Raw genomic sequence first — 25,041 nt, forward strand, 5'->3', positions numbered from 1 at the left:
CTTTAAGATTCTGATTCAAAAGTAAGACAACTCAGCATTCCATTTTATTACATTTAGATCAACGGAATAAAAAAGTCGGTAAATGGAGGTAAAGGAGCGGTAAATGGATATCCGCTCCGGAAGGAAAAACACAAGTATGGGCTAGCGTTACTTTTATAACTGGAAAGCAGCTAGAATAGTTGCAGGCGTGCAATCAACTTCATTGAGCACATTGCACCGTCGGCCATTTTTATGGAGATATATGATCGTAAATCCAACCAGGATGGGTGTACCAACAAATTCCTTGCATGGAATGCTGATCGTCTTGGCCGGAATTGGATCCTGTCCATAGACGATATCGATTTCCCATTCTTCATCCTTTACTTCTATAAACTCCCTTTTTTTGAAATTAAAAGAAAAGGTATGAAATTTAAAGGCGATAGCATTGCAATCTTTGGGCAGCAGTAATGCTCGGTTAACGTCAAATATTGGAAATGATATTTCGATCTGGTTCTCCTCCGTTAGGTTAACCGTTGGATCAATACTTAGCGCATCTTGCATATGGCAATTTTCGTTAAATTGGAAATTTACCAATCTGTCGAGCCTACAGTTGTTTAGGCACAGTGTCCCCCTATCGTCATTGATATTTGTCTTCATTGCCCTATAAATCTGTCGATTCAAGCGATTGCCCATTTGTCCATCGTGCAGCTCTTGATGCACTAACCCAAAAGCCTGCCTAATTGCAGCACCTGCGCGACTCGCCTGCCCAAAATCTTTACCAGCTTTCTTCGTTTCGTCGTTTTGTTTCACACGATGTGGTCTACCTTGAATGTAGTTCTTTGTTCCTACCTTTCTGCTTACCAGTGGGCCGACCAGTCCACGGATGTAGCCATTATCATTTATTCCCATACAATAAATATACCACCAAAAAGACCCTATGTCAAGTATCTTGTCCATTTTTAAGGATTTCAGAAGCTGCAGCACATAGCAATTATAGATTTGAAAATTTAGTAATACCTTTTTGGGATTGGTTATGAATAATTCCGAACCTCCTTCTGACTGCAAGCAAGGTACAGACAGGATGTCTATACAGTGAAAGCGCCTTAAAAGGTGGACTCAACGTGGACTCACTGTGCACACAAGGTGGTTACAGTACGGAGTTGATCGTAAGTTGGTATGGAGTTGGTGTCAGGAATAAAAAATTATTTACGTCGAGGGACTAGATTGAACTTTGAGAATAATGTAAACGATTGGATATAGACGCTACGACCAAGGAATGTATTTTGCAGCCCTGGAGCGACAACGTTTTCCACAACGTTATTAACACTCTGTGGAAAACCCCGAACACATCAAATTTTATACGGGAAATAAGACGATACACTAGGTTCGTCCCTCAAGATAGAGATATACGTGACTGGCGGTCTATGTCACTTTCTTAGTCTTACTTTCCACAAATGTAAGCGTCAATACTCCTAAAATGAGGTAACCTCCACTGCTTCACCTCGAAAGTACATATCTATAAGATGCTGACTTACTATTATTACCAACATAATAAAGCAGTAGGTGAGAAATAACATACGGCAATTTTTCATTATTAGCTTTAAGGACTTGTTAACCTTCAAGTTAAATAAATTATTTTTAAAAAGAGCATGCGCAGAAGGATAACATGAACTATCATTCCCGAACTACTCAACCACTTTGATATTAGGCTCAATCTGCCGCAATTTGTCAATAAACTCGGTTGGATTTTCTGGATCAATGAATATATCATCAATCACATTATAATGCAAGATCATTCCTTTTCTATAGGGCCGCAAAACGGTGAATCTCATCGATCCAAACCAAAATACCTTGTCAGTCTCTACTTTACGAATGGAGTTGACATCAACAGAATCTGTTCCCCAGATACTTTTAATAAACAGTTTATTGTCTTCAATCCAATAACGTTTATAGAAGAAAGTGAAATACCAGGTTAATGCAAATACCGCAAACAACAATAATGCCCCCGTATATAAACCTCGATGCAAATCTTCGTAGGATATCATGGCAATAAAAATAATCGCCCCCGTCCCCCAAATATAGCTACCGAAGGGTATGTGTGTTTTAAATACTTCTCTCATAAAATTATGAAAATACCTGTAACTTTAATTATTTTTCAATTAAAAGAACAAAATCAATGTTCTATCTTCTTATCATTTTACTTCAATATTTGGGTTAAGATCCAATAGTTGTCTTAGAAAACCGCTATCCTCTCCAACATTTATAAATAGCTCTTCAGATCCATTAAGATACAATTTCATACCCCTGCGATAGGGGATCCAAAAATAAAGACGTCCATTTTTTATTAGCCAATCGACTTTATTCCTTTCAACTCTACTGACGGCCTCCAAATTAATCTGCTTGGATTTTATTACCCCTCGAATGAACAAAGTTTGGTTCTCGATCCGATATTGCGTGTAAAAGAAGAAAAAACACCACATCGTTGCAATGATAAAAACTATTAACAGTGTTTCTATATACCAGTATCGGTTTGTTGAATCATAGGACAAAAAGACAGCAAAAAGAATCATTCCAAGGGCCCAGACATAACTACCAAAGGAAATATAGGGTTTGAAAATTGAATTTATTCACCTCCCGTTGGAGTTCCTTGATTCGGCTCACTTCCAATTTCTTCGTCTATTTTATCAGGTTTTGGTAGTACCCTAACCAAAACTTTTTTAAGATTAAACGGAATATTATTTTTATCAACTTCACTCTTGTCCAAAACCAGACTATTCTTAATCCCCAAATAGGACATTTTATATACTTCACTAGTTGATGAACCTGATAAAACCAAATTATTTCCATCGATCGCATAACTATAATCTGTCTTATTGATTGCCAAATTATTCCGTCGCTCTTCTACAGTAACCTGATTGCCATGAAAATTAAATGTTGCATAATTTCCGTTATCATTCGGTTTATATTCAAGATAGGATTTAAAGGCCAACACTCCTTTCTCATTTACCTGCTGTTCGGCAATAATCCGAACATACCATAGCCCTGAGATTTTATCCAATTCGGACTCCTCTTTTTTACAGGAGAAACTTAAAAAAACAAAACTTAAAAACGCCAGAAAAACAAATTTACCTTTCATAATAATCTACTTTAAACAACAATCGGTTAATCATCAACTAGAAATTACACAAAAATTGAGCAGCCAGCAAGGCTAAATCACTGACTGCTCAATATCATTATCTCAACTGAAATGTCATTACAATATCGGGATTCTCGACTGAAGCAACGCTTCCGTACAATATTCCACCGTCTAGATAATAGTCTAGTTTAAAACTATTCTTCAATAAGAACGAGTGCATTTGATCCAAAATCGCTGAAGTATAGCCTCCCGAAGCCGCAGTTTTCAACGTGCATTTATAGGTACCTGTAGCTTCATCCAACGTATAGTTATACACTATTGTTGTCAACCAACCCGAACTTCCGCCATTCTGGCTTGAGAAACCTCTAAGTTCTATTCTTGAATTGGCAACATCCCAACCTAATTCCATATATCCTGAATTGAACACGTAGCCCGTACCAGAAGCCAATCCATTGTGGAAACGCTGCAAAATGGTAAGACCACTGACTGATGTTCCTGGATAATATGTTTTATAAGGACTTCTCATGCCAACATATTTACTGCCCATCAACTTAAATAATGGTAATATTGGCTGAACTGAATTCTTAATCTCATATTTAGCACCTTTACTATCAACCAGATACATCTTCCCATTCTCTGCCAATATGGAAACATAAGTAACCCCTCTATAGGTCAGTCCCCCATCTATAATCGTAACGCCATCTAATGCAAATGCATACTTACCTTTCACTGCAGATGTAGTACCATCAGCCAATAATGATGCAAACTCGATACGTTTTCCATTGGTATTATTGCTCAATGTATTTACAGTGACAGCCATTTTGTATGTACTGTTTCCATCAGCAACATCGATATATGGATTAGCATTGGTTTTAAAATAATCCACGGTATTATCCAGGGATTTCTTGAGGTTACCAGCTTCATAAGCAGATTTTTCGGCTGCTGTTGCTTTTATCAATACAAAGGATTGTCTAAATCTTTTTCCAATGAAACCTAGCGTATCTCCTTTTGAATAGGCAAAAGCAAACTCGAGATCACTTTTGTAACCGTCACGTGTTACACCATTAAATGTTGACGAACTTGGATCATTCAATAACGAGATATAATTAAACGTATCGAATATCAGTGTTGCTCCATTATCTTGTTTTATACGATAATTCGATTTGGCAGCCGTCGTTGCACTTGCAGCTGTCAAATCAGCCATCATATTGACCTCTTGTTGGCCATTAAAATTAAGGTAAAATGAATATCCTCCACCTAGACCTGTTCCTAAAACTGCTTTCCAACCGTTTGTGGCAGTCTGTAAAACAAAGGAGATCGAATCAATCTTTTCTTTCATTCTAATTTCAGGACGTTCGCCGAAAGTCAGATCGTCATTTTCATTTTTACAAGCTACCATAGCAACTAGCAATAGTAGCGGATATAAGAGTTTATTTAACTTCATTATAATGTCTGTCCTAAAGTACCATACCAATAGTTCGTTGCGTTGTCTTTCTCATAAAAGGCGCCCAGGTTATTATAATCAACTGGATCTACATTTGCATTTAACCAGCTTGCAGTAAACACTTTATTCGAAAAATATGACAATAAACTCGAATTAAAAGCTCCCGCAATATTATTTGCATTTTGATAATTTCCTGTGGTTCCGGCTTGATCAGCTTTTGTTAGTTTTAAATCACCTGTAGATTTATCATAAGTGTAGGAAAATGTAAAATCGGCATCAAAGGTACCGGACGCAGACGTGTAGTTGACACGGATAGTTGCCTGAGTAGATGAATCAAAGCGAACAGATATACTATTCAGCGTTCTGTTCGATGCAGCTAAGCCCGTTCTCAAAGCACTATAAGCACTCGAAAAAGCACTCGAAGTACCATATTTCGTATAATAGGCATTGGAGAGATTCATCGTCACCGTTTTGTATAAGCTTGATACATATGGGCGGATACTTAATGAATTATCCGTTGGAGCTGTTCTTTTCATATACTCTTGAACTTCCTTCTGTAATGCTCTGAAATCCACTTTCAGTCCTGTGGTGAAGTAATTGACAACATTCGCTTCTTTCTGCTTCAGCTTGGTTTTTCCTAATGTAGAAGAACCACTTGCATAATTATCGTACCATGCCTGTCCTTTAACCAATAGATGGGCAGCAACCTCGGCATAGTCTTCCGTATATTTACCCATCGCATAAGATGTTACAAAACCATACTTCTTCGCTGTATCTGCAGGTATCTTAGCCCAATCAGCATTGTAATCGGCTTTGGAAATCGACTCGAAATCTGTAGGAATAGCAACCAATTGGTTCAAAATATGGGTAAACTCATGATGAATTACCAAAACCCCAAAATTAGGGGACTGTGTATTTAAAGAATATAGTGTAACCCGCCTGCCGGCTGCTGCTGTTCCCGCAACACCTGTTCCATCTGTAGCCAATGAAGGCGATCCAAACAACACCCATTCTTTCGGTACATAGCGTTTTATAAAGGTTTCGCCTGCAACTTTACGGTAAGGTAAGATATAGCTTTCCAGTACCGCAGTCATAGCTGGTTTTACCTTATCCACATAAATTGGCGTCACATTCCGTTCTGCATCGTGATAATATCTGTTGTAACGGTACACAACATCAATATTATACTCATCAAGAAAAGTAGTTTTCAACCACGCATCCAATTCCGTATTGGTTTGAGGATCGTCGTCATTATAGTTTGAAAAGTCTACCTTTTTAACTACCTCCTTCTGACAAGAACTATAAAGGAAGATAGCCAAAAACAAAATCAATATTTTACTTAATATTTTCATAATCTAGTTATCTAGGGTTTAATTCTACTCCGGCTAATTTAACTTCTTCCGGAAGTTGGAAAATTCGTCTTGGATCGCCGGGTTTCAGTTCAATAGTTGTTTCTATTCCCTTCGCGTCAATGACATTATGTACTACGGTCAGATTTCTTCGAGCGATATCAATCCAACGTAGACCTTCCTGTAAAAATTCAGCTTTTTTTGCTGTCAGTACGGTTTGTACTAATCCCTTTTTCGGATCTGCCTCACTAAAAAATGCCATGATCTTAGGAAGAGTTACCTGATGCGTACTGGGTACATAATTTCTGATTTTTGTGCTATAAAATGTATTCAGGTCGTCTAATGATGCCTGATAATTTCCTAGCTCAGCATACGCTTCTGCTCTATTTAATATTGTTTCGTCCAATGTCAGCAGCGGTTGCATGATATAAGGGAATCCGATACCAGGTCCAGTATAGAAGAAGTAATATAACCATTTATACGTTGTATAATTTGCGGTGCTGTATGACAATACTTTGTTCGCCAATGTTCCCCCAGTTACATTAGGTGTATTAAACATTGCTGTTAATGCTGGGCCATATCCGTAACGAGGGCTTTCATTATAAGTCCAGGTTGAATAACAGTTTGCCAACAACAAGGTAGATTTCACATCTGATTTTGTAAATCCTTCTCTAAATACAGCACTTTCCTGATTTTGCATTGTTGTATTTATAGGTCTCAATTTCGTTAAAAAATCTCCGCCCGAAGCTAAGGTCGCATGGTCAACCGCTTTTTGCCACTCTCCCAAGAACAAATACAAACGAGAAGCAAAAGCATGAGCAGCTTCAGCCGTGAAATGATATTTTGGTACCTTATAAGCTGTTGACGACAATAAAGGCAGTCCTTCTTCCAAGTCCTTTACAATATTCTCATAGGTTGACTTCACTGTTCCACGCTCATATTGCTGCAACACCTTTTCACCTGGTTTTGTTACATAGGGAATACCAGGGGAATCGTTTGCTCCACCGATCTCATAGTTTTTTGCAAAGAAAATGGCCAACATATGATGAGCGTAAGCGCGCGCAACTAAAGCCTCTCCTTTATATGGATTGGCTGCAGCGCCCAATTTGTATGTTTCAATGGATTCTAATGCTTGGTTAGCCGCAGAAATTGCTTCATAACAGCCGTTCCAATAATTACTGGACGTATTGGTTCCTGCACCAATAATATCTTCCCAGGCATACGGCCTATCACGTGTATCGACAGAGTTTCCTACTCCAGGTCCTTTATCAACAGCATTGTCCGATGCGGATTCTGCAAAAGAAAGATAATCAGCTGAAGGATATGCAGTCCCAACCAATTGGGCAACTTTTTGTACCGTATTTATCTCGGTTCGGTTATCCGGTTCTTTATCTAAATATTTATTACAAGAAGCCAATAAAACTAGGGCTCCGATAACTCCAATGTGAATTCTATTAAAATTTTTCATTTTTTACTTATCTTAAAATCCTACTTTTAATGAGATTGTAACCTGTTTTGGAACCGGTAAAGCAACACCTCCTGTGGCAAAAAACTCAGGGTCCTGTCCGTGCAATCTCTTATCCGCCATAATTGTCCAAATGTTATTTGCAACGACGTTAATACTTGCATTGGTAATACTCATCCGCGAAATAAATTCCTTTGGCAGCGCATACCCCAACGATATATTTTTCAACTTAATATAATCGCCATCTACGACTCGTTCAGTTGAATAATTGTATGCATTGTAAGGATATGCAGCACTTACTTGTGTACCAGATGCACTAACCACATTGGTTGCCGAAATTGGATCCAATAGGGCCGGTATCGTTGTTTTCAGCTCATCTCCCGGCATGATCCAACGGTTTAACATGTCTTTTGTCATAACAGACATGTCATCATATGACGATCTGATCGAGGGTTTTAGACGTAATTTGTTTCCCGCAGAAAAGGTCAATAGACCGGAAAGTGTAAAACTTTTATAAGAAAATGCGTTGAAGAAACCTCCCGTAAATGTTGGCTCAACGGGTCCTTCATACTTTAAATAATCTAGGATTTGACTCTGTAGGTATACATTCGTCGTCTTGATACCATCCGTTCCAATGAAAGTTGGATATCCATATTCTGGATTTAAACCATCAAATTGAAGAGAAAATAAGCTACGTTGTGAATAGCCCTGCACAGCTCCACCTGTATTTGAAACTGCCCGCCAGATATTGGGATTAATATCCAAACGCGTGATTTTATTCTTATTAAAAGCAAAGTTAAAGTTGGTCTTCCACCTAAAATCTTTGGACTTGACAGGAGTACCTGTTATAGCGACTTCAATACCCTTTGCATCCATATCGGCATAATTGGCTGTCTTTGTATACTCTCCGTCAATACCTGAGGTTTGAATTGAACCTAAAAGGTCATAACTCTTTCTCTTATATAAATCGACTGTTAACCCGACCTTGCTTTCGAACAAGCCCATATCAAAGCCTAAATTGAACTCGTTCATTTTTTCCCAAGTCAATTCTTTATTGGCAATATTGGATATATAAGTTAGCGTTTCTTGATCCACAATCTCGCGACGTCTCGCTATTTGATTATAGAACACCGCAGAAGAATTTGTTGCATTACCCATATTGGCGACCATACCATAAGTCGCACGGACAGATAGATTGCTTAAGAATAAATCTTTCGGCCAGAACTTTTCTTCATCAACATTCCATTTTCCCGAAACGTTCCAGGTAGGCAACCAACGTGCTGTGCGCGATTTACCCATTTTATTAGAACCATCGTAACGGACAGTTCCATTGACGGAATATTTTTGTTTATATGCATAGGCCGCTCGCAAACTATATCCATTAAACCGGGTAAAGTTGTATCCCATGCCATAATAAGGTTTGCCCTCTTCTCTTGCTTCTTTAAAATATTCATATGCTGGAACCGCCAATCCTCCGTTCTCATAGGAGTATCCAACGCCATCAAAAAATTCAGCTTGACGGTCCGTTGTGATCATTTCCATATTAGCGAAAACATTGACATTATGTCCTCCATTAAATTCTTTATTGAATTCTAAATCCTGGCGGAAATAATAATATTTTAAATTGTCGTTATTAATTTTATAAAATCCACCCTCTGGTAAAACACTGATAGGTAAATCGTTTGGAAAGGCGGGGTTGTTATATAACTTATCATTTGAGCCTACTATGGTTGCATCCGACATTGCTCTAAAGGACTGTACATAGTTTGAGTTCTCTTTTAAAAAGGTTTGATTTTCACTTTTTGAGAAACGATATGCTCCCGTAACAGCGTATGAAAGGCTAGGAATAATCTTATATTTCAGAGCACCCTGCACTTTGAAATCGATCATACCAAGTTCCATATAATTGTTGTTCACCTCATTTAGGATGTTAAATGGTGCATAGTCACGTGTAAAATATTCAAGATCACCATTCTCGTCATAAGGTGTAATCAAACGGCTCGTACCAAGAGCGTAATTATATGGATTGATATCATAACCGCGATAATAAGACCCATATACAGGATCTGATTGTTGGTTTACAGTACCAGGTGTCTTTTGTTGTCGAATAGATCCATTTCCTAATACTTCGGCGCTGAATTTGTCATTGAATTTATAGTTAGACCTAAAATTACCCGTAAATCTTTGGACGTTATTACCAATCGTCATCCCGGGGTCTTTCAAATAAGAAACAGATGAATAATTTTGAGTCTTCTCAGTACCGGAAGAAACGCTTAAGGAATGTTCCTGAACAAATGAATTTTTGAACAACAGATCAAACCAATCGGTATTTGCATTTGCGTAACGTGTCAAGAAATCAACCTGACTCGGAGCGTCATTTCTAAGTCCGTATGTTTTCGTTGTCTCGTCATATTCATACAGCTTATTGTACATTTTATAAAAGACTCCACCATTAGCCCCTCTTGAAGCACTTGGAATTTGGTAATATCCCTTATTCTTCAACTCTATCATGACCGCCATTTGGTCATATGAAGTCATTACATCAAAATTATTATAACTCGGTTTAATATAGGATGTAAAATTACCCGTGTAGCTTACATGCGGTTTGCCTTCAGAAACCTTTCCTTTTTTGGTGGTTACAACGATTACTCCATTCATTGCCCGCGCACCATACATCGCCGTTGCTGCAGCATCCTTTAAAATATTGAAACTTTCGATATCGTCAGGGTTGAGCCCTGCAACAGAGGACCCTAACAGGGTATTCATATCTCCGGTTGATAACTGCTCATTGGAGATATTAACCACATCTTCTAAAATAATACCGTCGATCACCCAAAGCGGCTTATTATCCCCTGATAATGAAGTTGCTCCACGTACACGAATCTTCGGTGCCGCCCCAAAGGTTCCCGAAACATTTTGAAGGGAAACACCCGCAACTTGTCCTTCGAGCATTCTAGAAACATCAGGCACCCCAGCGCGCTCAGCATCTTTGGCATCTACTCTGGTCGCAGATCCTGTAAAAAATTTTCTGTCAATATTTTGATAACCAGTCGCAACAACATCGACCACATCTAATTGATTATCGAGCGATTTCAAAATAATGGGAACAGTCGTACGACCGCCAACAGAGATTTCAGCACCTGCATACCCAATATACCGAACAACTAACGTCGAATTTAGAGGGGCATTGATTTTAAAACGTCCCTGCTCATCCGTCTGCGTAGAAACTGAAGTTCCTTTAACAGTAATTGTAGCACCACTCAATTCTTTCCCGTCTTTATCTTTTACCGTTCCAGAAATAGACTGCTGCTGCACTTCTACAGGAACAGTTAGACTAAAGTTCTTTAAATTACTATTGACTGAAATGGTATTGGCAATAATTTTGTATTCAATATTATTAGCCTTCAAAACGGCATTCAGAGCTTCTTCGACTGATGCATTTTTAACATTAACAGAAATTCGTGCTTTAGAATTTAGATTTTCACTATACAGCACACGTAAATGGGACTGCTTGGAGATGGCAGAGAGTGCTTCTTCAATGCGGGCATTGCGCATATTTAGCGTAACTTTTTGCGCCGTGCTCTTTGCATGTACGCCAGTTACAAATGCGAATAGAAGACATGTACTAATTTTCATAATACGTAATGGTTTGCAAAATCGTGGGTCTTGAGGGATCAAGGACCACCTTTTGCTAAGTGGTAAGTTATTCATACATTTACACTTTGTGGTTAATTGGGGTTTAATTGTTCAATCTTTAGATTTAGGGCCTGATGATCACATCTTTTTCTGAACAGGGATGCGCCAACATTCCTGTTCTATTTTTTTGGCCAATGTAGTTTTTGTATTATTTTATCATAGGCATATCGTTTTTTTTCAATTGGACTGATTAGGTTCTTGTCGCGATAATGAGTTTATTCCCTTCTAGCTCAAATTTAAGATTGCTGACATAAGATAGCATCTCCAATACCTGAGACAATTTTACGTCACGTTCGATACTTCCCGTATATTCCTTGTCGAGCTGTACATCTCCTCGGAATGTAACATCAAGATCATACCAGCGCGATAACTGATGCGCGATATTCGTTATCGTTTCCTTTTTAAAATAAAACTCATTGTTGTGCCATGCAAGATCATGGGCTAAATCGGCCTTCCCTTTGACTAAATTGTCCTTAAAAGAAGATGCATATTCACCGGGGAATAACTCGACATGTTGATTGTTTTGCCATACCTCAACTCTACCCTCGGCCAAGGTCGTACGAACCAGATCTGAATAGGAATTAATATTAAAATGTGTACCCAACACCTTAATTTCGTTTCCTCTTGACTCAACTATAAACGGCTGCTCTGCATTAGGTGTAACTTCAAAATAGGCTTCGCCAGCCAAAAAAACCCGACGTTCTTTTGTGGAAAACTGGGCCGGAAATTTCAATTGAGATAATGCATTGACCCATACCTTGGTTCCATCTGCTAAGGTCATTTTATAAAAACTTGCTTTGGGAACAATCAAAGAGTTATACTGCAATGGAATTGGTTGATCGGTTTGCTTAACGACCAATTCATTGCTGTTACCGATTAAATTGTTATTTTCTGTCAAGGTTTTAGTGGAATCACCGTTTAAAGAAACCTTTGTACCGTCGGCGAGAACTAATACTGCACCGCTTGTAGCAGGTGCTATATCTTGTTTTTTTGAAACTATTACACGCTTATCCCCCGAAAGGAATGAATCAAAATCACCTTGCCATAATAGAAAACCTCCAAACAAAAATACAATAGATGCTGCAATGCCCAATGACCATTTGCCAAAAGCTCGTCCATTTCGTTTTTTATTATTCAACTTATCCCATGCTTGATTTGCATTCAGTTGCCTAACAATGGATAAATCTTCTTCAATATTTTCTGCTTGACGAAATGATTCCAAAAATCGTCTATTTTGGAGACTGGAGTTCAACCATTTATCCAGTTGACTTTGTTCTTCTTCCGTAAGCTGACCGCTCAAGAACTTTTGGATAATTTTTGAAATATGCCCTGTGTTTTCTTTCATATATTACACTAAAGAAACGCCGGACAAAAAAAGGGGTGACAAGAATTTAAATATTTTTTAATAAAAATATAACAAGAGGGATAAATTCAGGATTTAATCGTTTTAACAGCATTTTCATACCACGCTGCTTTTGTGTTTTCACGGTATTGATACTAATTTGTAGTTCTTTGGTAATCTCCAAATTAGACAACCCTTCCAGATAGCCTAATCGAAAAACTTGCTGACAGGCAAAAGGCATCTCTTCAATGATTCTATAGATCTCCTGAATAACCTCACTATGGATCATATTTAATTCAAGAGCCGTATTGTCTTCCTCTGTAAAACCTACTACATTCCAGTATTTTTGACGAACTTTTTCATGGCGAATGTGGTTATAACAGGCAAATCTTACAGAGCTATATAAGTAATTTTTTATTGCAATCTCATTATCACTGACTTGATCAGTATTTTTGAAATAAGCAATAAAAGAATCCTGTACAAGATCTTCAGCTATAGTAAGATCACCCAATATCTTCCATGCAAAATGACATAATCCATTATAGTGTGTTTTGAATAATACTTCTTCTTTCTGCATCGTTAGCTCTCTCATTGCCACTTATTGTATTCTATAGGTGGATATTTAGGACATATAAGCACATCTCCTGCGTTGAGATGTTTAATAATTGTGCTATAAAAATGGCTAATATTTTTTATTATTTGCAAAAAAAATAAAAAATAGAATCCTAGGTTCTATTTTTTACTCCTATAATGATCATTTTTTTTAAAATATGCAACAAACGAAAGTTGCACTAGAACGATTAAAACGAAATATATTAAGATAGCGACAAAAGATTGACAAAAAAAAGAATCTTTCGCTTAACCTTAAAAGAAAGTAACAACAATTAACAGCATTTTCAGAATTGACAAGAATATGCGCTAAAATTTTATAAAACAATGGCCCCTCCAAATTATCCTTGGAAGAGCCATTCAACATAAACATACTATAATTCTATCCTATCGGAACATACTTTACAGTTTTCTCCGGATTTTCAAAATAACCATACGGATAAGCGGAGGTCGGACTCACATAAGTCATCTTTTTGACCTTTACGCCTTTTATACTAAACTCCTTATAGAATTCTAATCCTGTCTCTGTATACACGTAAGAATAGATATTCTCGTCAGTTGCATCATCAAACACAAAAGCTCGATTCATATCACTGTAAATATAAGCCTCATAACTCTTTCCCCCGACTTCTACAGCATATTCAAAGAAAGAATCAAATAGTTGAGCTGTTTTCTGCAGTTTTTTTATCAATGCTGTCGGATCCGATTTTATCGGAAGCATCACAACACGGTTATAAGTCTTCCGTCCTTGGAGAACCACAGAATCGGCAGTTGCTTTCAGTACTAAGAACTCAAAATCTCCCTTTGTCCCCGAATCCACGGCTCCCTCTTCTGTATATCCTCCTGGAAGTGCAAAAAAATGAATAATCTCGTTGAACGTGTCAAAAGTTAAAATAGGTCCTGCTCCAGGATACACCTTATAGGAGCTTACCTGTGTTGTGTAATCGGTATGTATATTTTTATGCACGTAGTCCGCTTGAAACTCAACACGATCATCGGAGGTAAACTTTGTAAAAAGGTTATACCCCCCAAATTCCAAATCTCTACTCGGATAGTATTGCATAATCCAACCGTTCGGATTCGATTTTAAAATATTGTACGCATTATCTACGCTTGCATTCAACCGTTCTGTTGGGTTATCTTCAAAGAATCGATCGCGCTTTTTGTCGCAACTTGTTCCCAACAAAAGCGATACAAACATGGCTATATAAATTGAATGAAATTTCATAGTCTTTTATTTATTTGATTTTCGTTTGATCAAAATCACCTAATTTCGCTGTCCTATTGAGGATGTTTTTCCGAAGTAAATCCATATCAATTCCCCATTTATCCTTCATATAAGTTTTTACGATATTGAGTTTTTTCTGCACCAGTGCCCTGCCTGCAGCCGTCGATCCTGGTGCTGTCAATATCGCGTTTAATTCATCCTGACTCCGGGTCACGTAATAAGAATAAAGTTCGGCATAATCTTCCACGGCTTCTTTTGACGCGTATGGCGAAATAAAACCATCAGCCACAGCCAAACCTATCCTCGATTCCGAATACGTCTGACTCCAATCATCCCCAACATAGGAAGTTCCAGTTATACTATTAAAATCAGAAGGAAATGGCTTTGTCTGATTCAAAATATGTTGAAATTCGTGATGTATTGTTTTGAAATAATAATAATTTAAATAATCTATGTCGCTTCCGCTTTCTTCGTCCAGATTTAACAAATTATATAAAGACATCTTTGTACCATTTTCAGCAGTACCTAATACAACTGTACCGTTGTTCATAACAGAAACAGATCCTATATAATTCAGTAACTTCGGGAAATAACTTCGAATGAATTGTTTGCTCCCTGTTAAATCGTCATAGGGTTCCAACCCTAAATATTGGATTAACCGAGTCATTCGAATCGATGCATCATAGGTAGCTGGTACCAGATTATAATTCATATCCGATTCCTTGTCCACGTATTTATATAACACATCTATGTTGTAAGGTTTCGTAATATTTTCATAGATATATTTATCTAAGTCATTCTGTGATAACTTCGAATCGATGAAAACACTGTTTGGATCCAGCTTATCTTCCTTTCTACATGAAGCAAGTAAAGAAAGCAGTACCCCTGCATATAATAGATTTTTAAAAATGTTCATCTTATCTTGGATTTGGAGTTAAACCTGCATTAATAACATCTTGTGGCAATTGTATTGCTCTTCTGTTATCATTTGTTGTCAATACATCTGAAGAGACTGATCCTACTGTCCCCCCCGACAATGTTCTTCTGTAAACTTCGATGCCATATCGTTTAATATCGAACCAGCGAAGCCCCGTATGAAGCGTCTGAATTCTACGCATAAAAAGTACCGCATGAATCATATTTTCTTGGGTCCCCGACTCAATGGCATATTCTGGATTGTTCAATTTCTTTTTCGGAGTTGGAACTTTTGGCGTGTAATAGGCGAAATGGTTACCCCAGTTGTTTATTCCTTCCACCGTCATTTTCGAAGCAAATGTTACTGTATTACCAGCCCAAAGCTGCATATCCTGTATAGCAGCATCATACTTCTTGAGGTGGATGTTAGCCTCGGCCCGTGTAAGCAAAGCTTCTTCCGAGGTCAGTTCTGTCATCGTAGTACGCCAAAAACCTGTTTGTGATACGGGATCTGTAAATTCAAACAGATATGGAAAGCGAGGGAGTAAAGCCTTATCAATATTGGTACCACCATACACATAGGCCCTAATTCGATAATTTGTAGAACCTATTTGAATAGCTCCAGATTCAATAGCAGGCCAATTGGCAGAAGCCAAGTAGGGGGCTATCGCAAAAAGAGTTTCCTTTTTTGCAATAACGGCATTATGGTTATAGCGCGATCCTACATAATATGCTCCAAAAGTAAGTCCTAAGCCGGAATACGGTGAAAAAATAAGATAATTAGCCTTCAATGTACTGCTATTATACTCTCGCGACGCATTGCCTTGATCGGCCGCAAAAGCAGCAACTTGCGCATAGTTACGCAAAGACTCTGCAGGATCTCCAAGAGCTTTAGAAGCATAGTCGGCAGCTTTCTGCCATTCGCCCATAAACAAATATACACGCGCAGCAAAGGCATAAGCAGCAGTTTTATTGAAATGGTATTTTGCTGTAGCACTATTCGAATAGGCCGCATCGTCGATCAAAGGAATTCCCTCTTCCAGGTCTTTAACCACAAAATCATAAACTTCTGCCACAGTATTCCGTTGGTATTTGGGCGAAAGGGTCGTTTCGGGTTTCGTCATATAGGTAACGCCCAGATCAGATTTTGATGTACTGCGGTTGTAATGTTTGCCAAATAGATTAACCAACATAAAATGATTATATGCCCGCGCAACCAATGCCTCCCCTTTTTGAGGCTGAAGGTTCTCAGGGTCTCCAGCTTCTGCTATCGCTTCTAAAGCCGCATTGGTACTGGATATCGCTTTGTATGAAGCCATCCAAAATTCACTGATATCATCTACATCCTTTTCAGTAATTTCAGACCAACTATACATCTGCCCCGATAATCTGGTTGAATTTGGATTTGTCGCCCCATAATCATCGACATTATCCGAAGACATCTCAGCTGTCATTACATAAGAGCTTGTAGGATAAGCAGAAGTCAAGATTTTTCCGATCTTATCTGCATTGTTTAATTCTGCACGGTTATCCGGCAATTCATCCAAATATTTATTACATGAAGTAAAGCCAATGAAACATCCCGAGAGTATTAATATATTTAAGAATTTAGTTTTCATTTCAAAAAAGTTTAAAGTCCTAACCGTACAGTTAACGTATATTGCCTTGGAATTGGTAAAGCAACCCCACCAGAGTTGACAAATTCAGGATCTTGTCCATTTAACCGCTTGTCAGCATATATCAACCAAAGATTGGTGACATTCAATCGGAAGCCCAAAGAGGATACTTTAAAAGAATTGACAACATTTTTAGGGAGATCATAACTCAAGGATAAATCCTTCAAACGAATAAAGTCTCCTTTTGCAATATTAACTGAAGAATAATTGTACGCATTATAGGCGTATCTATAATCTCTGTCATTCCTCACAATACGCTTATCGATCATCACCGGTACATTGGTGATCAATTCGTCACCTGGTACGGTCCACGAATCCCAGAACTCGCGTGTAGTAGCCGTTAAATCTGTATATTGCGTTTTATAGACTGGATCCAAGCGAACGACATTGCCAAAGGAATACGTGAAAAATACGTTCAACTTAAATCCTTTATAGCCAAAGATATTTCCAAAACTTCCCATTGTTGTTGGTTCCGTTGGACCTTCGTATTTTAAATAACCAATTTTATCACGCTCCTGAAAGTTGAGTCCGGTCGTCGTAGGACCATCTGGTCCTGTAAAAATTGGAAGGCCATTAATATCCAACTTTTCAAATGGAATGGAAAATAAGGATCTCACCGGATATCCCTGTAATCCGAACCCATTGCCAGAAATCAAATCCACAACCTGCTTGTGGTTTTCCATTTCCGTAATTTTATTGACGGCTCTGGTGAAAATAAAACTAGAGTTCCACGAAAAATCTTCATTTCTAAGAATTGTTCCGGCAACACTCAGTTCCAAACCATGTGAATTCATTTTGGCAATATTTCCATATTTCGAAATTTGACCACCCAAACCTTGTGTATTGATTTCTCCGATAAGATCATGCTGCTTACGCGTGTAATAATCTAGGTCAATTGCCAGTCTATTATTGAACAGGCCAATGGAAGTACCAATATTTAGTTCTTTTTTCTTCTCATACGTAAGCAAGGAATTTTCTAGATCTTTTATCTGTAGCCCCGTTTCTTTATCTCCTGCATTCGGACGCCAAGGATTATAACTTTCTAAAATAGCTTTAGAATTTGTCACAAATGAAGGTCCTCGATCTGCTGTCAAACTATACGATGCTTTAAACGATAAGGCATTGATAGGCGAATTCCAATTTTTAAAGAACTTTTCATTATGTACATTCCAAAGTCCGGCAACGTTCCAGGTTGGCAGCCATCTTGCCGAAGTCGATTTCCCTAATCTATTGGTACCCTCATACCGCAATGTACCGTTTAACGTATATCGTTCATCATAGGTATAGTTTGCCTGACCAAAAAAAGCGACCTCCCTATTTCTTGTATTGATAACCTTGAAATAATCACTATTTTCTTCTTGTCCCTTCTTAAATACGTGATAATCTGTAAATGGAATTTCGCCTAGATCATATTGAATGCCCCATCCACGATACCAGTCGTTATTCCGGGTATCATTATTGACGGTTGCTCCCCCGAAAGCGTACAATTTATGTATTTCATTAAACGTGTTGTTATAATTGAAATTGAACCTAAAGTTCTGGGAGACCATCTTGTAATCCGTACGATTGTATATTCCCCCATAAGGTAATACGGATACAGGAACCGCATATGGATCGTCGGGATTTTTATATAAATAAGGATTCTTATCACGTATAATGGTATTGGGCATCGCACGATAAGCAAGCGCTTGATTGGAATAATCTTTTACATAGTGCTGTTGTGACGATTGTTGATAACGTAAGGCCCCCATAGCCGTCAACTCCAGCTGTTTCAGCACCTTCCACGATAGTTCGCCTTGAAATTTGTAATCGCCTACATTAATATCCATATAGTTATTCTGCAATTCATTCAGGATATTGAATGGAGCATAATTTCTAATGTAAGACTCTTTCGCATCCAAGGTACGTGATGTATTCATTGCATACGAATATGGGTTAATATCGAAATCGCGTTTTACCTGCATATTCACAACATCAATCGTTTGGCCTAGCGTTCCAGGAGCACGTTGATCACGATACGATCCATTTGCCAATAAATTCAACTTTAAATTGTCAAGCAAATTGTACCCAGCATTAAACATTGCTGTATATCGCTTTACTCCACTTTGCTTTGCCCATCCTGGATCATTGATGGCACTTAATGATGTATAATATTGTGCTTTTTCTGTACCGGAAGTCAAACTGATCGAATGGTTTTGCATAATATTCCTACTAAACAATTCTTTAAACCAATCTGTATTCCTGTACTCAGCCTGACGCAAATAGGCATTTCGCGCGGTCTCGGTATTTTCCAATTTACCCGCATTGATCAGCTGATACATTTTACCATAAACACCACTCTCAGAAGCCACCGAAACATCAGAAAGGTTGAGCCATCCACGTTGGTCCATAAATTGATACATGGACATTTGCTCCTGTGAGTTCATGATATTAAAACTATTATAGGAAGGGATATCCCTTGACGTAAATTCACCAACGTAATTAAATGAATTCCGTCCAGCAGCACCTTTTTTTGTTGTAATTACAATCACACCGCCCATGGCGCGCGCGCCATATATTGAGGTAGCCGACCCATCTTTTAAAACTTGAAATGACTCAATATCATTCGCATTTAATCCGGCGACGGCGGAACTTATCAATGTCAGCGCATCGCCTGAAGATAGCGCATCCGAAGAAACATCGGCCACATCTTCAATAATAATTCCATCAACAACCCAAAGCGGCTTTGAACTACCATAAATTGATGTTGCGCCACGAACACGGATCTTTGGAGCTGAACCGAAAGTTCCTGACGTATTCTGTACCGAAACACCGGCAACTCGTCCTTCCAGGGAACGACTTGGATCAGGTAATCCGCCTAACTCAACATCTTTCATATTGACTTTGGCCGTCGCTCCGGTAAAATTCTGACGGTCTATTTTACCCCCAAGTCCTGTCACAACAACCTCATCAATTTGTTGTTCGTTGGGCTGTAAAACAATCGAGAGGTTTTGCCGGCCAGCTACAGCAATCTCTCCCACTGTATATCCAACATAACGGACGGTCAAAGTCGCATTAGACTGCGCGTCTATACTGAAACGTCCATTCTCATCTGTCTGTGTGGAAACCGAAGTACCTTTTACAGTAACGGTTGCTCCAACTAAGCCATTCCCATTTTGATTTCTAACGATCCCCGAAACCTTTTGCTGGGCAACAGCATCATAATTTTCTTCCGTTACTCTGCTATTTACGGAGATTGTATTTGCAATTATCCTATAATCTAAATGATTATTACGCAAAACAGAATTTAATGCTTCTTCTACAGAAGCATTCTTCAAATTCACATTGACTCTTGCTTTAGAATCAATATTTTCCCCATAAAATAACTGCAAATTGGACTGTTTGGAAATCGCATTGAGCGCCTCTTCAATCCGTGCATTTTTCATCTTCAAAGTAACTTTCTGTGCTAGGCCGTTGGCCTGAACTCCGGTCACAAAGGCGAAAAGAAGACAGGTACTAATTTTCATAATACGTAAAGGTTTACAAAACCGTGGGTCATGAGGTATCAGTCGCCACGTTTTGCCAAATGGTAAGTTATTCATACATTTACTCTTTGTGGTTAATTGGGTTTACTTAATTCGCTTTTTAATTTTTTTTAGGCCTTTTTGATCATTTCGGAACAGGGATGCTGCAACATTCCTGTTCTTACTTCGTTATAAGACCTTTGGATTAGGTATTATTTCTTTTACATAGACACTCCTTTTATTTATTTCCTACGATTAATTCTTGTCCGTCAAATTCAAATTTTAAATCACAGACGTACGTCAACATTTCTAAAACTTCAGACAACTTAACATCGCGTTTAAAATTGCCTGTATACACCTTATCCAATGCCACATCTTTCCTGAATTTAACATGGATGTCATACCATTTTGAAAGTGTGGAGGCAATCTCAACAATGGTCTCTTTCTTAAAATAAAACTGATTGTTATGCCAAGATAAATCGTGTTCCAAATCTGCCTTTCCTTTGCGAAGCTGTTCTCCTACAAGATTCGCATATTCCCCAGGTTCCAAAACAACGATATTTCCAGAATGGCTTACCTGTACTCTTCCCGAAGACAATGTTGTGCGAACATTTTTCCCATACGCATTAACATTGAAATGCGTCCCCAATACCTTTACTTCGTTTTCTTTAGATTCCACAAAGAAAGGTCTATTTCCGTCATGAGAAACTTCAAAATAAGCCTCACCTTCCAAGAAGACACGACGCTCATTTTCTTTAAATTTTACAGGAAATTTAAGCTGAGAGTTGGCGTTTACCCAGACCTGGGTACCATCCTCCAAATTTATTTTATAAAAATTACCTTTTGGAACAACCAACGTGTTAAACTGGAATGAACCTTCTGTTACTGCCAGATCTGCGTGGGGTATATGATCAGCAACGATTTTTGGATCTACTGTTTTGTTCGACTTCTCCAAAGGCAAAACTGATCCATCCGCCAAGACCAATAAGGCACCTGGCTGCGCCGGTGAAATATCTTTTTTTACGGGACGAATAGCTGCTACTTGCTCAGGAACTTTCCGATCCTGCTGAAATATATAAAAGAGTGATGCTCCTAATAGTACAATGAGAATGGCGGCAACACGAAGTAGAAGACGATAATTTTTCTTTATTTTCTGAGGAGTCCGCTGAATATTACCCCAAGCCCCGTCTTCATCCAAATTGGCAAAAAAATGAAGATCTCCTTCAATATTTTTTGCCTCTCGAAAGCTTTCAATCAAATCATCATTCCTTTTGTCAGATTTCCGCCACTGCTCAATAGCATCTCGTTCCGCCACGGTTTCTTGACCACGAAGTAACTTACTAATTAGTCTGGCTATGTAATTGGTATTAGCTTTCATATCTATAGGTTAGAAACCCTATAGATTCACCGCGGGTGACAAGAATTAAAATTATTTTAATAAAAAAATAATAAGGGGTAAAAATTCGGGATGAAGCTTCTCTAACAAAATCTTCATTCCCCGTTGCTTCTGGGTCTTCACGGTGTTCACGCTAATCTGAAGTTTTTCCGTAATTTCAAGATTCGATAAGCCTTCCAAATAGCCCATCGTAAAAATTTGCTGACAGGCAGCAGGCATTGTTGCTATAATCCGATAAACCTCATTGATCACTTCGGTATGAATCATAGAAAGTTCCACAGAATGCTCATCTTCTTCAGTGAACGCTACTTTCGTCCAATACTTTTCCTTCACTTTTTCATGCCTAAGGTGCTTTAAGCAGGAAAACCGAACGGCAGTATATAAATAATTTCGAACAAAGCTTTCAGATTCATCCATACGCTCGCGATCCTTAAAAAAAGTAATAAATGCTTCTTGTACCAAATCTTCAGCAATAGCAGATTCCCCTACAAATTTCCATGCAAAGTGACACAAGCTTCTATAATGCGTTCTAAATAACTTCTCTTCGGGGCCCATACTTCAAACGGGTATAACAAAATTGATTAGCAACAATCGTTGGTGGCTGATAAACTAGTTTGTAAATATATAATTTTTAATTTTTGTTAAACAAAAATTAACACATTTATTACATAAATTATTCATACTGCACATTAAAAAATTCTATCGCTCAATAAATAAGGATCGCTTATTTCATTTTTATAAACGTATTTTCCTTTAAAAAATCTGTTCTTAGCCGAAAACAAAATCCCCTCTTTTATCCTTTATATAGAGGAAAAATGGTCAAAAACTGGCACTTTTCCGCTTTTTTTTATTATATTGTAAACTTTCAAAAAACCTTCATCGCCATATAAGCATTGGCAACGATGAAATAGTGAAGGTTAAAAATTAAAACAAAGACTAAATGCTATTTACTGTTCTGTCAGGATTAATAACATCGAGCCTTATTGTTCCATTTGGTCGGTTCCTAAAAACCAGATGGGGTATTATTCTCGCATTCTTACCGGTACTTCTATTTTTATACTTTGCACAATATATTGTACCTATTGGTCAAGGCTCCTATTTCGTACAATCAACACCCTGGGTGCCCTCCTTAGGCATCAATCTGGATTTTAAATTAGATGGACTATCGCTACTTTTCGCCTTATTGATTACCGGGATCGGAGCTTGCATCTTCTTCTACGCGAATGCCTATCTCAAAGGTCATCGGTATATCGACCGGTTCTTTGGCTACCTCTGCCTTTTTATGTCGGCTATGCTGGGGCTTGTCCTGTCGGACAATATGCTGTTGCTCTTCATCTTTTGGGAACTAACCTCGATCAGCTCATTTTTTCTCATTGGATTTAACAATGACAAAAATGATTCGCGCAAAAGCGCATTAACCGCACTATCCGTTACTGGTCTGGGTGGTTTTTTTCTACTGGCAGGTTTTATTTTGCTGGGTAATATCGCGGGTACCTACCATATTACCGCACTCATCGACAGAGTATCCCTCATTCAGCAACATCCCCTATTTCCCCTCGTCTTTGGGCTCATAGCACTTGGAGCAATTACGAAATCAGCACAATTCCCTTTCCATTTTTGGTTACCCGGAGCCATGAAGGCGCCAACACCAGTGTCGGCCTACTTACACTCGGCAACGATGGTTAAGGCAGGGATCTATCTTTTGGCCCGTTTTTCACCAATACTTGGGGGCAACCCGATCTGGATGTATTCTCTCATGGCCATTGGTGGTTTCACGATGCTGTATGCCGCATTCCATTCGCTTTTCAGAACAGACCTCAAGGGTGTACTTGCCTATTCAACCATATCCGCCCTCGGTATTTTAGTATTCTTGTTGGGACTAGGCACCAAGGATGCCGTTATCGCGGCAAGTGTCTTTATACTCGTACATGCCCTATATAAAGCCGCATTATTCTTGATTACGGGGATTATAGACCATGAAACGGGAACGCGGGATCTTACCATCTTACGGGGGCTACGTAAGGTATTAATGCCTGTCGCTATAGCAGGTTTCCTAGCGGCATTTTCCAGTGCCGGTATTCCACTTACATTTGGGTTTATTGGAAAGGATCTGATTTATGAGGCAACACTACATGCCACACCTGATTTATTTCTCTATTTGACAGTCGCTGCAGTAGCAACAAATATACTCCTGGTCTCTGCTGGATTTATGGCCGGCATCAAACCTTTTATGGGAAAGTTGCCCGAGCACTTTCATGCAATCCACCTACCCTATAAAGCCATGTGGATCCCGCCTTTACTTTTAGCCGCCCTCGGTGTTGTCTTTGGCTGTATCCCCGGACTTATCGGCGACTGGATTGCAGGGCCGGCTGCGGTAAGCATACTTGCAAAAACGGAAACTTTTCACCTGAAAATCTGGCATGGCTTCAATTTAGTCCTGCTATTAAGCGCTATTACAATTGCCGCGGGTACCTTACTTTATTTCGCAAACAGACCCAGTGCTAAAAAATTGGCTTGGATTGCAAATTTCAATAAGATTTCGCCTGAATATATCATCCAGTTATGTGCGCAGGAAATTGTTTTATTCTCGGCCTTCTTCACCAACAAAATGCACAACGGCTATTTGCGTTCGTATCTGTTGAAAATTATTTTATTTGCCGAATTACTCATCGCCTACCAACTATACCTGGGTGGGCCACTCCATATCAAATGGGAAACCCTATCTCCGGTGAGTTTCTACGAAGTCACTACAGTCTGCATTTTGATTGGTGCCATTGTACTCACCATCCGCACCTCCTCCCGATTAACAGCCGTCGTAGCCACCAGTGTTGTAGGTTATGCTATATGTCTTATTTTCGTGTTTTACAGTGCTCCAGATCTAGCGATGACGCAGTTTACCATCGATACCCTCACTGTGGTACTCTTCGTATTGGTACTCTTTAAGCTCCCGTCCTTCCTGAACCTGGCCAACCGGCGCACCATCATTCGTGACGCCATTGTCGCTATCGTTTTTGGAATTTTGCTTTCCATGGTCGCACTTCGAGTTCTGCATGAACCAACAACGACAAATATCAGTGATTTCTATGGCGATTATGCCTATGTGCTTGCTAAAGGAAAAAATGTCGTCAATGTAATACTTGTCGATTTCAGAGGTTTTGACACCATGTTTGAAATTGTGGTATTGAGTATCGCTGCATTGGGGGTATATAGCTTATTAAAATTACGTTTAAAGTCCTCTGATAAAGAATAATGATAGATAAAGTTTATGCATAAATGAGCGGACAACTCATTGCTAAATAATAA

At 38.7% G+C, this 25,041-nt stretch carries 16 protein-coding genes; 1 reads left to right on the top strand and 15 read right to left on the bottom strand.

Annotated features, from left to right (window positions below; translation table 11 throughout):
- Positions 1–153 precede the first annotated feature (153 nt).
- The 15 genes from AAH582_RS22310 to AAH582_RS22380 form a co-directional block, all read right to left on the bottom strand.
- Positions 154–936, bottom strand: a complete 783-nt coding sequence (locus AAH582_RS22310; protein WP_156167511.1) for a hypothetical protein — start codon at positions 934–936, stop codon at positions 154–156.
- 728 nt (positions 937–1,664) lie between these two features.
- The gene (locus AAH582_RS22315; RefSeq protein WP_046672014.1) at positions 1,665–2,099 is read right to left on the bottom strand and encodes a PH domain-containing protein; all 435 of its coding nucleotides are present in this window, start codon (positions 2,097–2,099) and stop codon (positions 1,665–1,667) included.
- 503 nt (positions 2,100–2,602) lie between these two features.
- Positions 2,603–3,115 carry a hypothetical protein gene (locus AAH582_RS22320; RefSeq protein ID WP_343320664.1) on the bottom strand — a complete coding sequence of 171 codons (513 nt, stop codon included), beginning with the start codon at positions 3,113–3,115 and terminating at the stop codon, positions 2,603–2,605.
- A 97-nt stretch (positions 3,116–3,212) separates the two neighbouring features.
- Positions 3,213–4,559: a DUF4302 domain-containing protein gene (locus AAH582_RS22325; protein WP_343320665.1), complete on the bottom strand. Its 1,347-nt coding sequence runs from the start codon at positions 4,557–4,559 to the stop codon at positions 3,213–3,215.
- Complete coding sequence (locus AAH582_RS22330) at positions 4,559–5,911, bottom strand: substrate import-associated zinc metallohydrolase lipoprotein (protein WP_343320666.1); 1,353 nt, start codon at positions 5,909–5,911, stop codon at positions 4,559–4,561. The genes AAH582_RS22325 and AAH582_RS22330 overlap by 1 nt, the downstream gene beginning before the upstream one ends.
- A gap of 7 nt (positions 5,912–5,918) precedes the next feature.
- Positions 5,919–7,376, bottom strand: coding sequence for a RagB/SusD family nutrient uptake outer membrane protein (locus tag AAH582_RS22335; RefSeq protein WP_343320667.1), 1,458 nt, complete (start codon positions 7,374–7,376; stop codon positions 5,919–5,921).
- 12 nt (positions 7,377–7,388) lie between these two features.
- A complete protein-coding gene (locus AAH582_RS22340; RefSeq protein WP_046672019.1) occupies positions 7,389–11,009 on the bottom strand; it encodes a SusC/RagA family TonB-linked outer membrane protein in 3,621 nt (1,206 codons plus the stop codon).
- A 250-nt stretch (positions 11,010–11,259) separates the two neighbouring features.
- Positions 11,260–12,414, bottom strand: a complete 1,155-nt coding sequence (locus AAH582_RS22345) for a FecR family protein (protein ID WP_046672020.1) — start codon at positions 12,412–12,414, stop codon at positions 11,260–11,262.
- 46 nt (positions 12,415–12,460) lie between these two features.
- Positions 12,461–12,988 (bottom strand): RNA polymerase sigma factor, encoded by a 528-nt coding sequence (locus tag AAH582_RS22350; protein ID WP_046672051.1) that lies wholly within the window; start codon positions 12,986–12,988, stop codon positions 12,461–12,463.
- A 414-nt stretch (positions 12,989–13,402) separates the two neighbouring features.
- Positions 13,403–14,248, bottom strand: coding sequence for a DUF4302 domain-containing protein (locus AAH582_RS22355; RefSeq protein WP_046672021.1), 846 nt, complete (start codon positions 14,246–14,248; stop codon positions 13,403–13,405).
- 10 nt (positions 14,249–14,258) lie between these two features.
- On the bottom strand, positions 14,259–15,164 hold the full coding sequence (locus AAH582_RS22360) for a zinc-binding metallopeptidase (protein ID WP_053003499.1): 906 nt from the start codon (positions 15,162–15,164) through the stop codon (positions 14,259–14,261).
- A gap of 1 nt (position 15,165) precedes the next feature.
- The gene (locus AAH582_RS22365; protein ID WP_046672022.1) at positions 15,166–16,782 is read right to left on the bottom strand and encodes a RagB/SusD family nutrient uptake outer membrane protein; all 1,617 of its coding nucleotides are present in this window, start codon (positions 16,780–16,782) and stop codon (positions 15,166–15,168) included.
- Between the two features lie 11 nt (positions 16,783–16,793).
- A complete protein-coding gene (locus AAH582_RS22370) occupies positions 16,794–20,345 on the bottom strand; it encodes a SusC/RagA family TonB-linked outer membrane protein (protein WP_343320668.1) in 3,552 nt (1,183 codons plus the stop codon).
- A 235-nt stretch (positions 20,346–20,580) separates the two neighbouring features.
- Positions 20,581–21,720: a FecR family protein gene (locus AAH582_RS22375; RefSeq protein ID WP_343320669.1), complete on the bottom strand. Its 1,140-nt coding sequence runs from the start codon at positions 21,718–21,720 to the stop codon at positions 20,581–20,583.
- 51 nt (positions 21,721–21,771) lie between these two features.
- The gene (locus AAH582_RS22380; RefSeq protein ID WP_343320670.1) at positions 21,772–22,293 is read right to left on the bottom strand and encodes an RNA polymerase sigma-70 factor; all 522 of its coding nucleotides are present in this window, start codon (positions 22,291–22,293) and stop codon (positions 21,772–21,774) included.
- Positions 22,294–22,678: 385 nt separating this feature from the next.
- Here AAH582_RS22380 and AAH582_RS22385 point away from each other — a divergent pair, with 385 nt between their 5' ends.
- Positions 22,679–24,988: a putative monovalent cation/H+ antiporter subunit A gene (locus tag AAH582_RS22385; RefSeq protein ID WP_343320671.1), complete on the top strand. Its 2,310-nt coding sequence runs from the start codon at positions 22,679–22,681 to the stop codon at positions 24,986–24,988.
- Positions 24,989–25,041 lie beyond the last annotated feature (53 nt).

It is taken from the genome of Sphingobacterium multivorum (assembly GCF_039511225.1).
Lineage (GTDB): Bacteria > Bacteroidota > Bacteroidia > Sphingobacteriales > Sphingobacteriaceae > Sphingobacterium.

What these genes read in the sequence shown, in the direction of transcription:
- AAH582_RS22310 (WP_156167511.1), bottom strand. Translation starts at nt 936, where the DNA reads ATGGACAAGATACTTGACATAGGGTCTTTTTGGTGGTATATTTATTGT.
- AAH582_RS22315 (WP_046672014.1), bottom strand. Translation starts at nt 2,099, where the DNA reads ATGAGAGAAGTATTTAAAACACACATACCCTTCGGTAGCTATATTTGG.
- AAH582_RS22320 (WP_343320664.1), bottom strand. Translation starts at nt 3,115, where the DNA reads ATGAAAGGTAAATTTGTTTTTCTGGCGTTTTTAAGTTTTGTTTTTTTA.
- AAH582_RS22325 (WP_343320665.1), bottom strand. Translation starts at nt 4,559, where the DNA reads ATGAAGTTAAATAAACTCTTATATCCGCTACTATTGCTAGTTGCTATG.
- AAH582_RS22330 (WP_343320666.1), bottom strand. Translation starts at nt 5,911, where the DNA reads ATGAAAATATTAAGTAAAATATTGATTTTGTTTTTGGCTATCTTCCTT.
- AAH582_RS22335 (WP_343320667.1), bottom strand. Translation starts at nt 7,376, where the DNA reads ATGAAAAATTTTAATAGAATTCACATTGGAGTTATCGGAGCCCTAGTT.
- AAH582_RS22340 (WP_046672019.1), bottom strand. Translation starts at nt 11,009, where the DNA reads ATGAAAATTAGTACATGTCTTCTATTCGCATTTGTAACTGGCGTACAT.
- AAH582_RS22345 (WP_046672020.1), bottom strand. Translation starts at nt 12,414, where the DNA reads ATGAAAGAAAACACAGGGCATATTTCAAAAATTATCCAAAAGTTCTTG.
- AAH582_RS22350 (WP_046672051.1), bottom strand. Translation starts at nt 12,988, where the DNA reads ATGCAGAAAGAAGAAGTATTATTCAAAACACACTATAATGGATTATGT.
- AAH582_RS22355 (WP_046672021.1), bottom strand. Translation starts at nt 14,248, where the DNA reads ATGAAATTTCATTCAATTTATATAGCCATGTTTGTATCGCTTTTGTTG.
- AAH582_RS22360 (WP_053003499.1), bottom strand. Translation starts at nt 15,164, where the DNA reads ATGAACATTTTTAAAAATCTATTATATGCAGGGGTACTGCTTTCTTTA.
- AAH582_RS22365 (WP_046672022.1), bottom strand. Translation starts at nt 16,782, where the DNA reads ATGAAAACTAAATTCTTAAATATATTAATACTCTCGGGATGTTTCATT.
- AAH582_RS22370 (WP_343320668.1), bottom strand. Translation starts at nt 20,345, where the DNA reads ATGAAAATTAGTACCTGTCTTCTTTTCGCCTTTGTGACCGGAGTTCAG.
- AAH582_RS22375 (WP_343320669.1), bottom strand. Translation starts at nt 21,720, where the DNA reads ATGAAAGCTAATACCAATTACATAGCCAGACTAATTAGTAAGTTACTT.
- AAH582_RS22380 (WP_343320670.1), bottom strand. Translation starts at nt 22,293, where the DNA reads ATGGGCCCCGAAGAGAAGTTATTTAGAACGCATTATAGAAGCTTGTGT.
- AAH582_RS22385 (WP_343320671.1), top strand. Translation starts at nt 22,679, where the DNA reads ATGCTATTTACTGTTCTGTCAGGATTAATAACATCGAGCCTTATTGTT.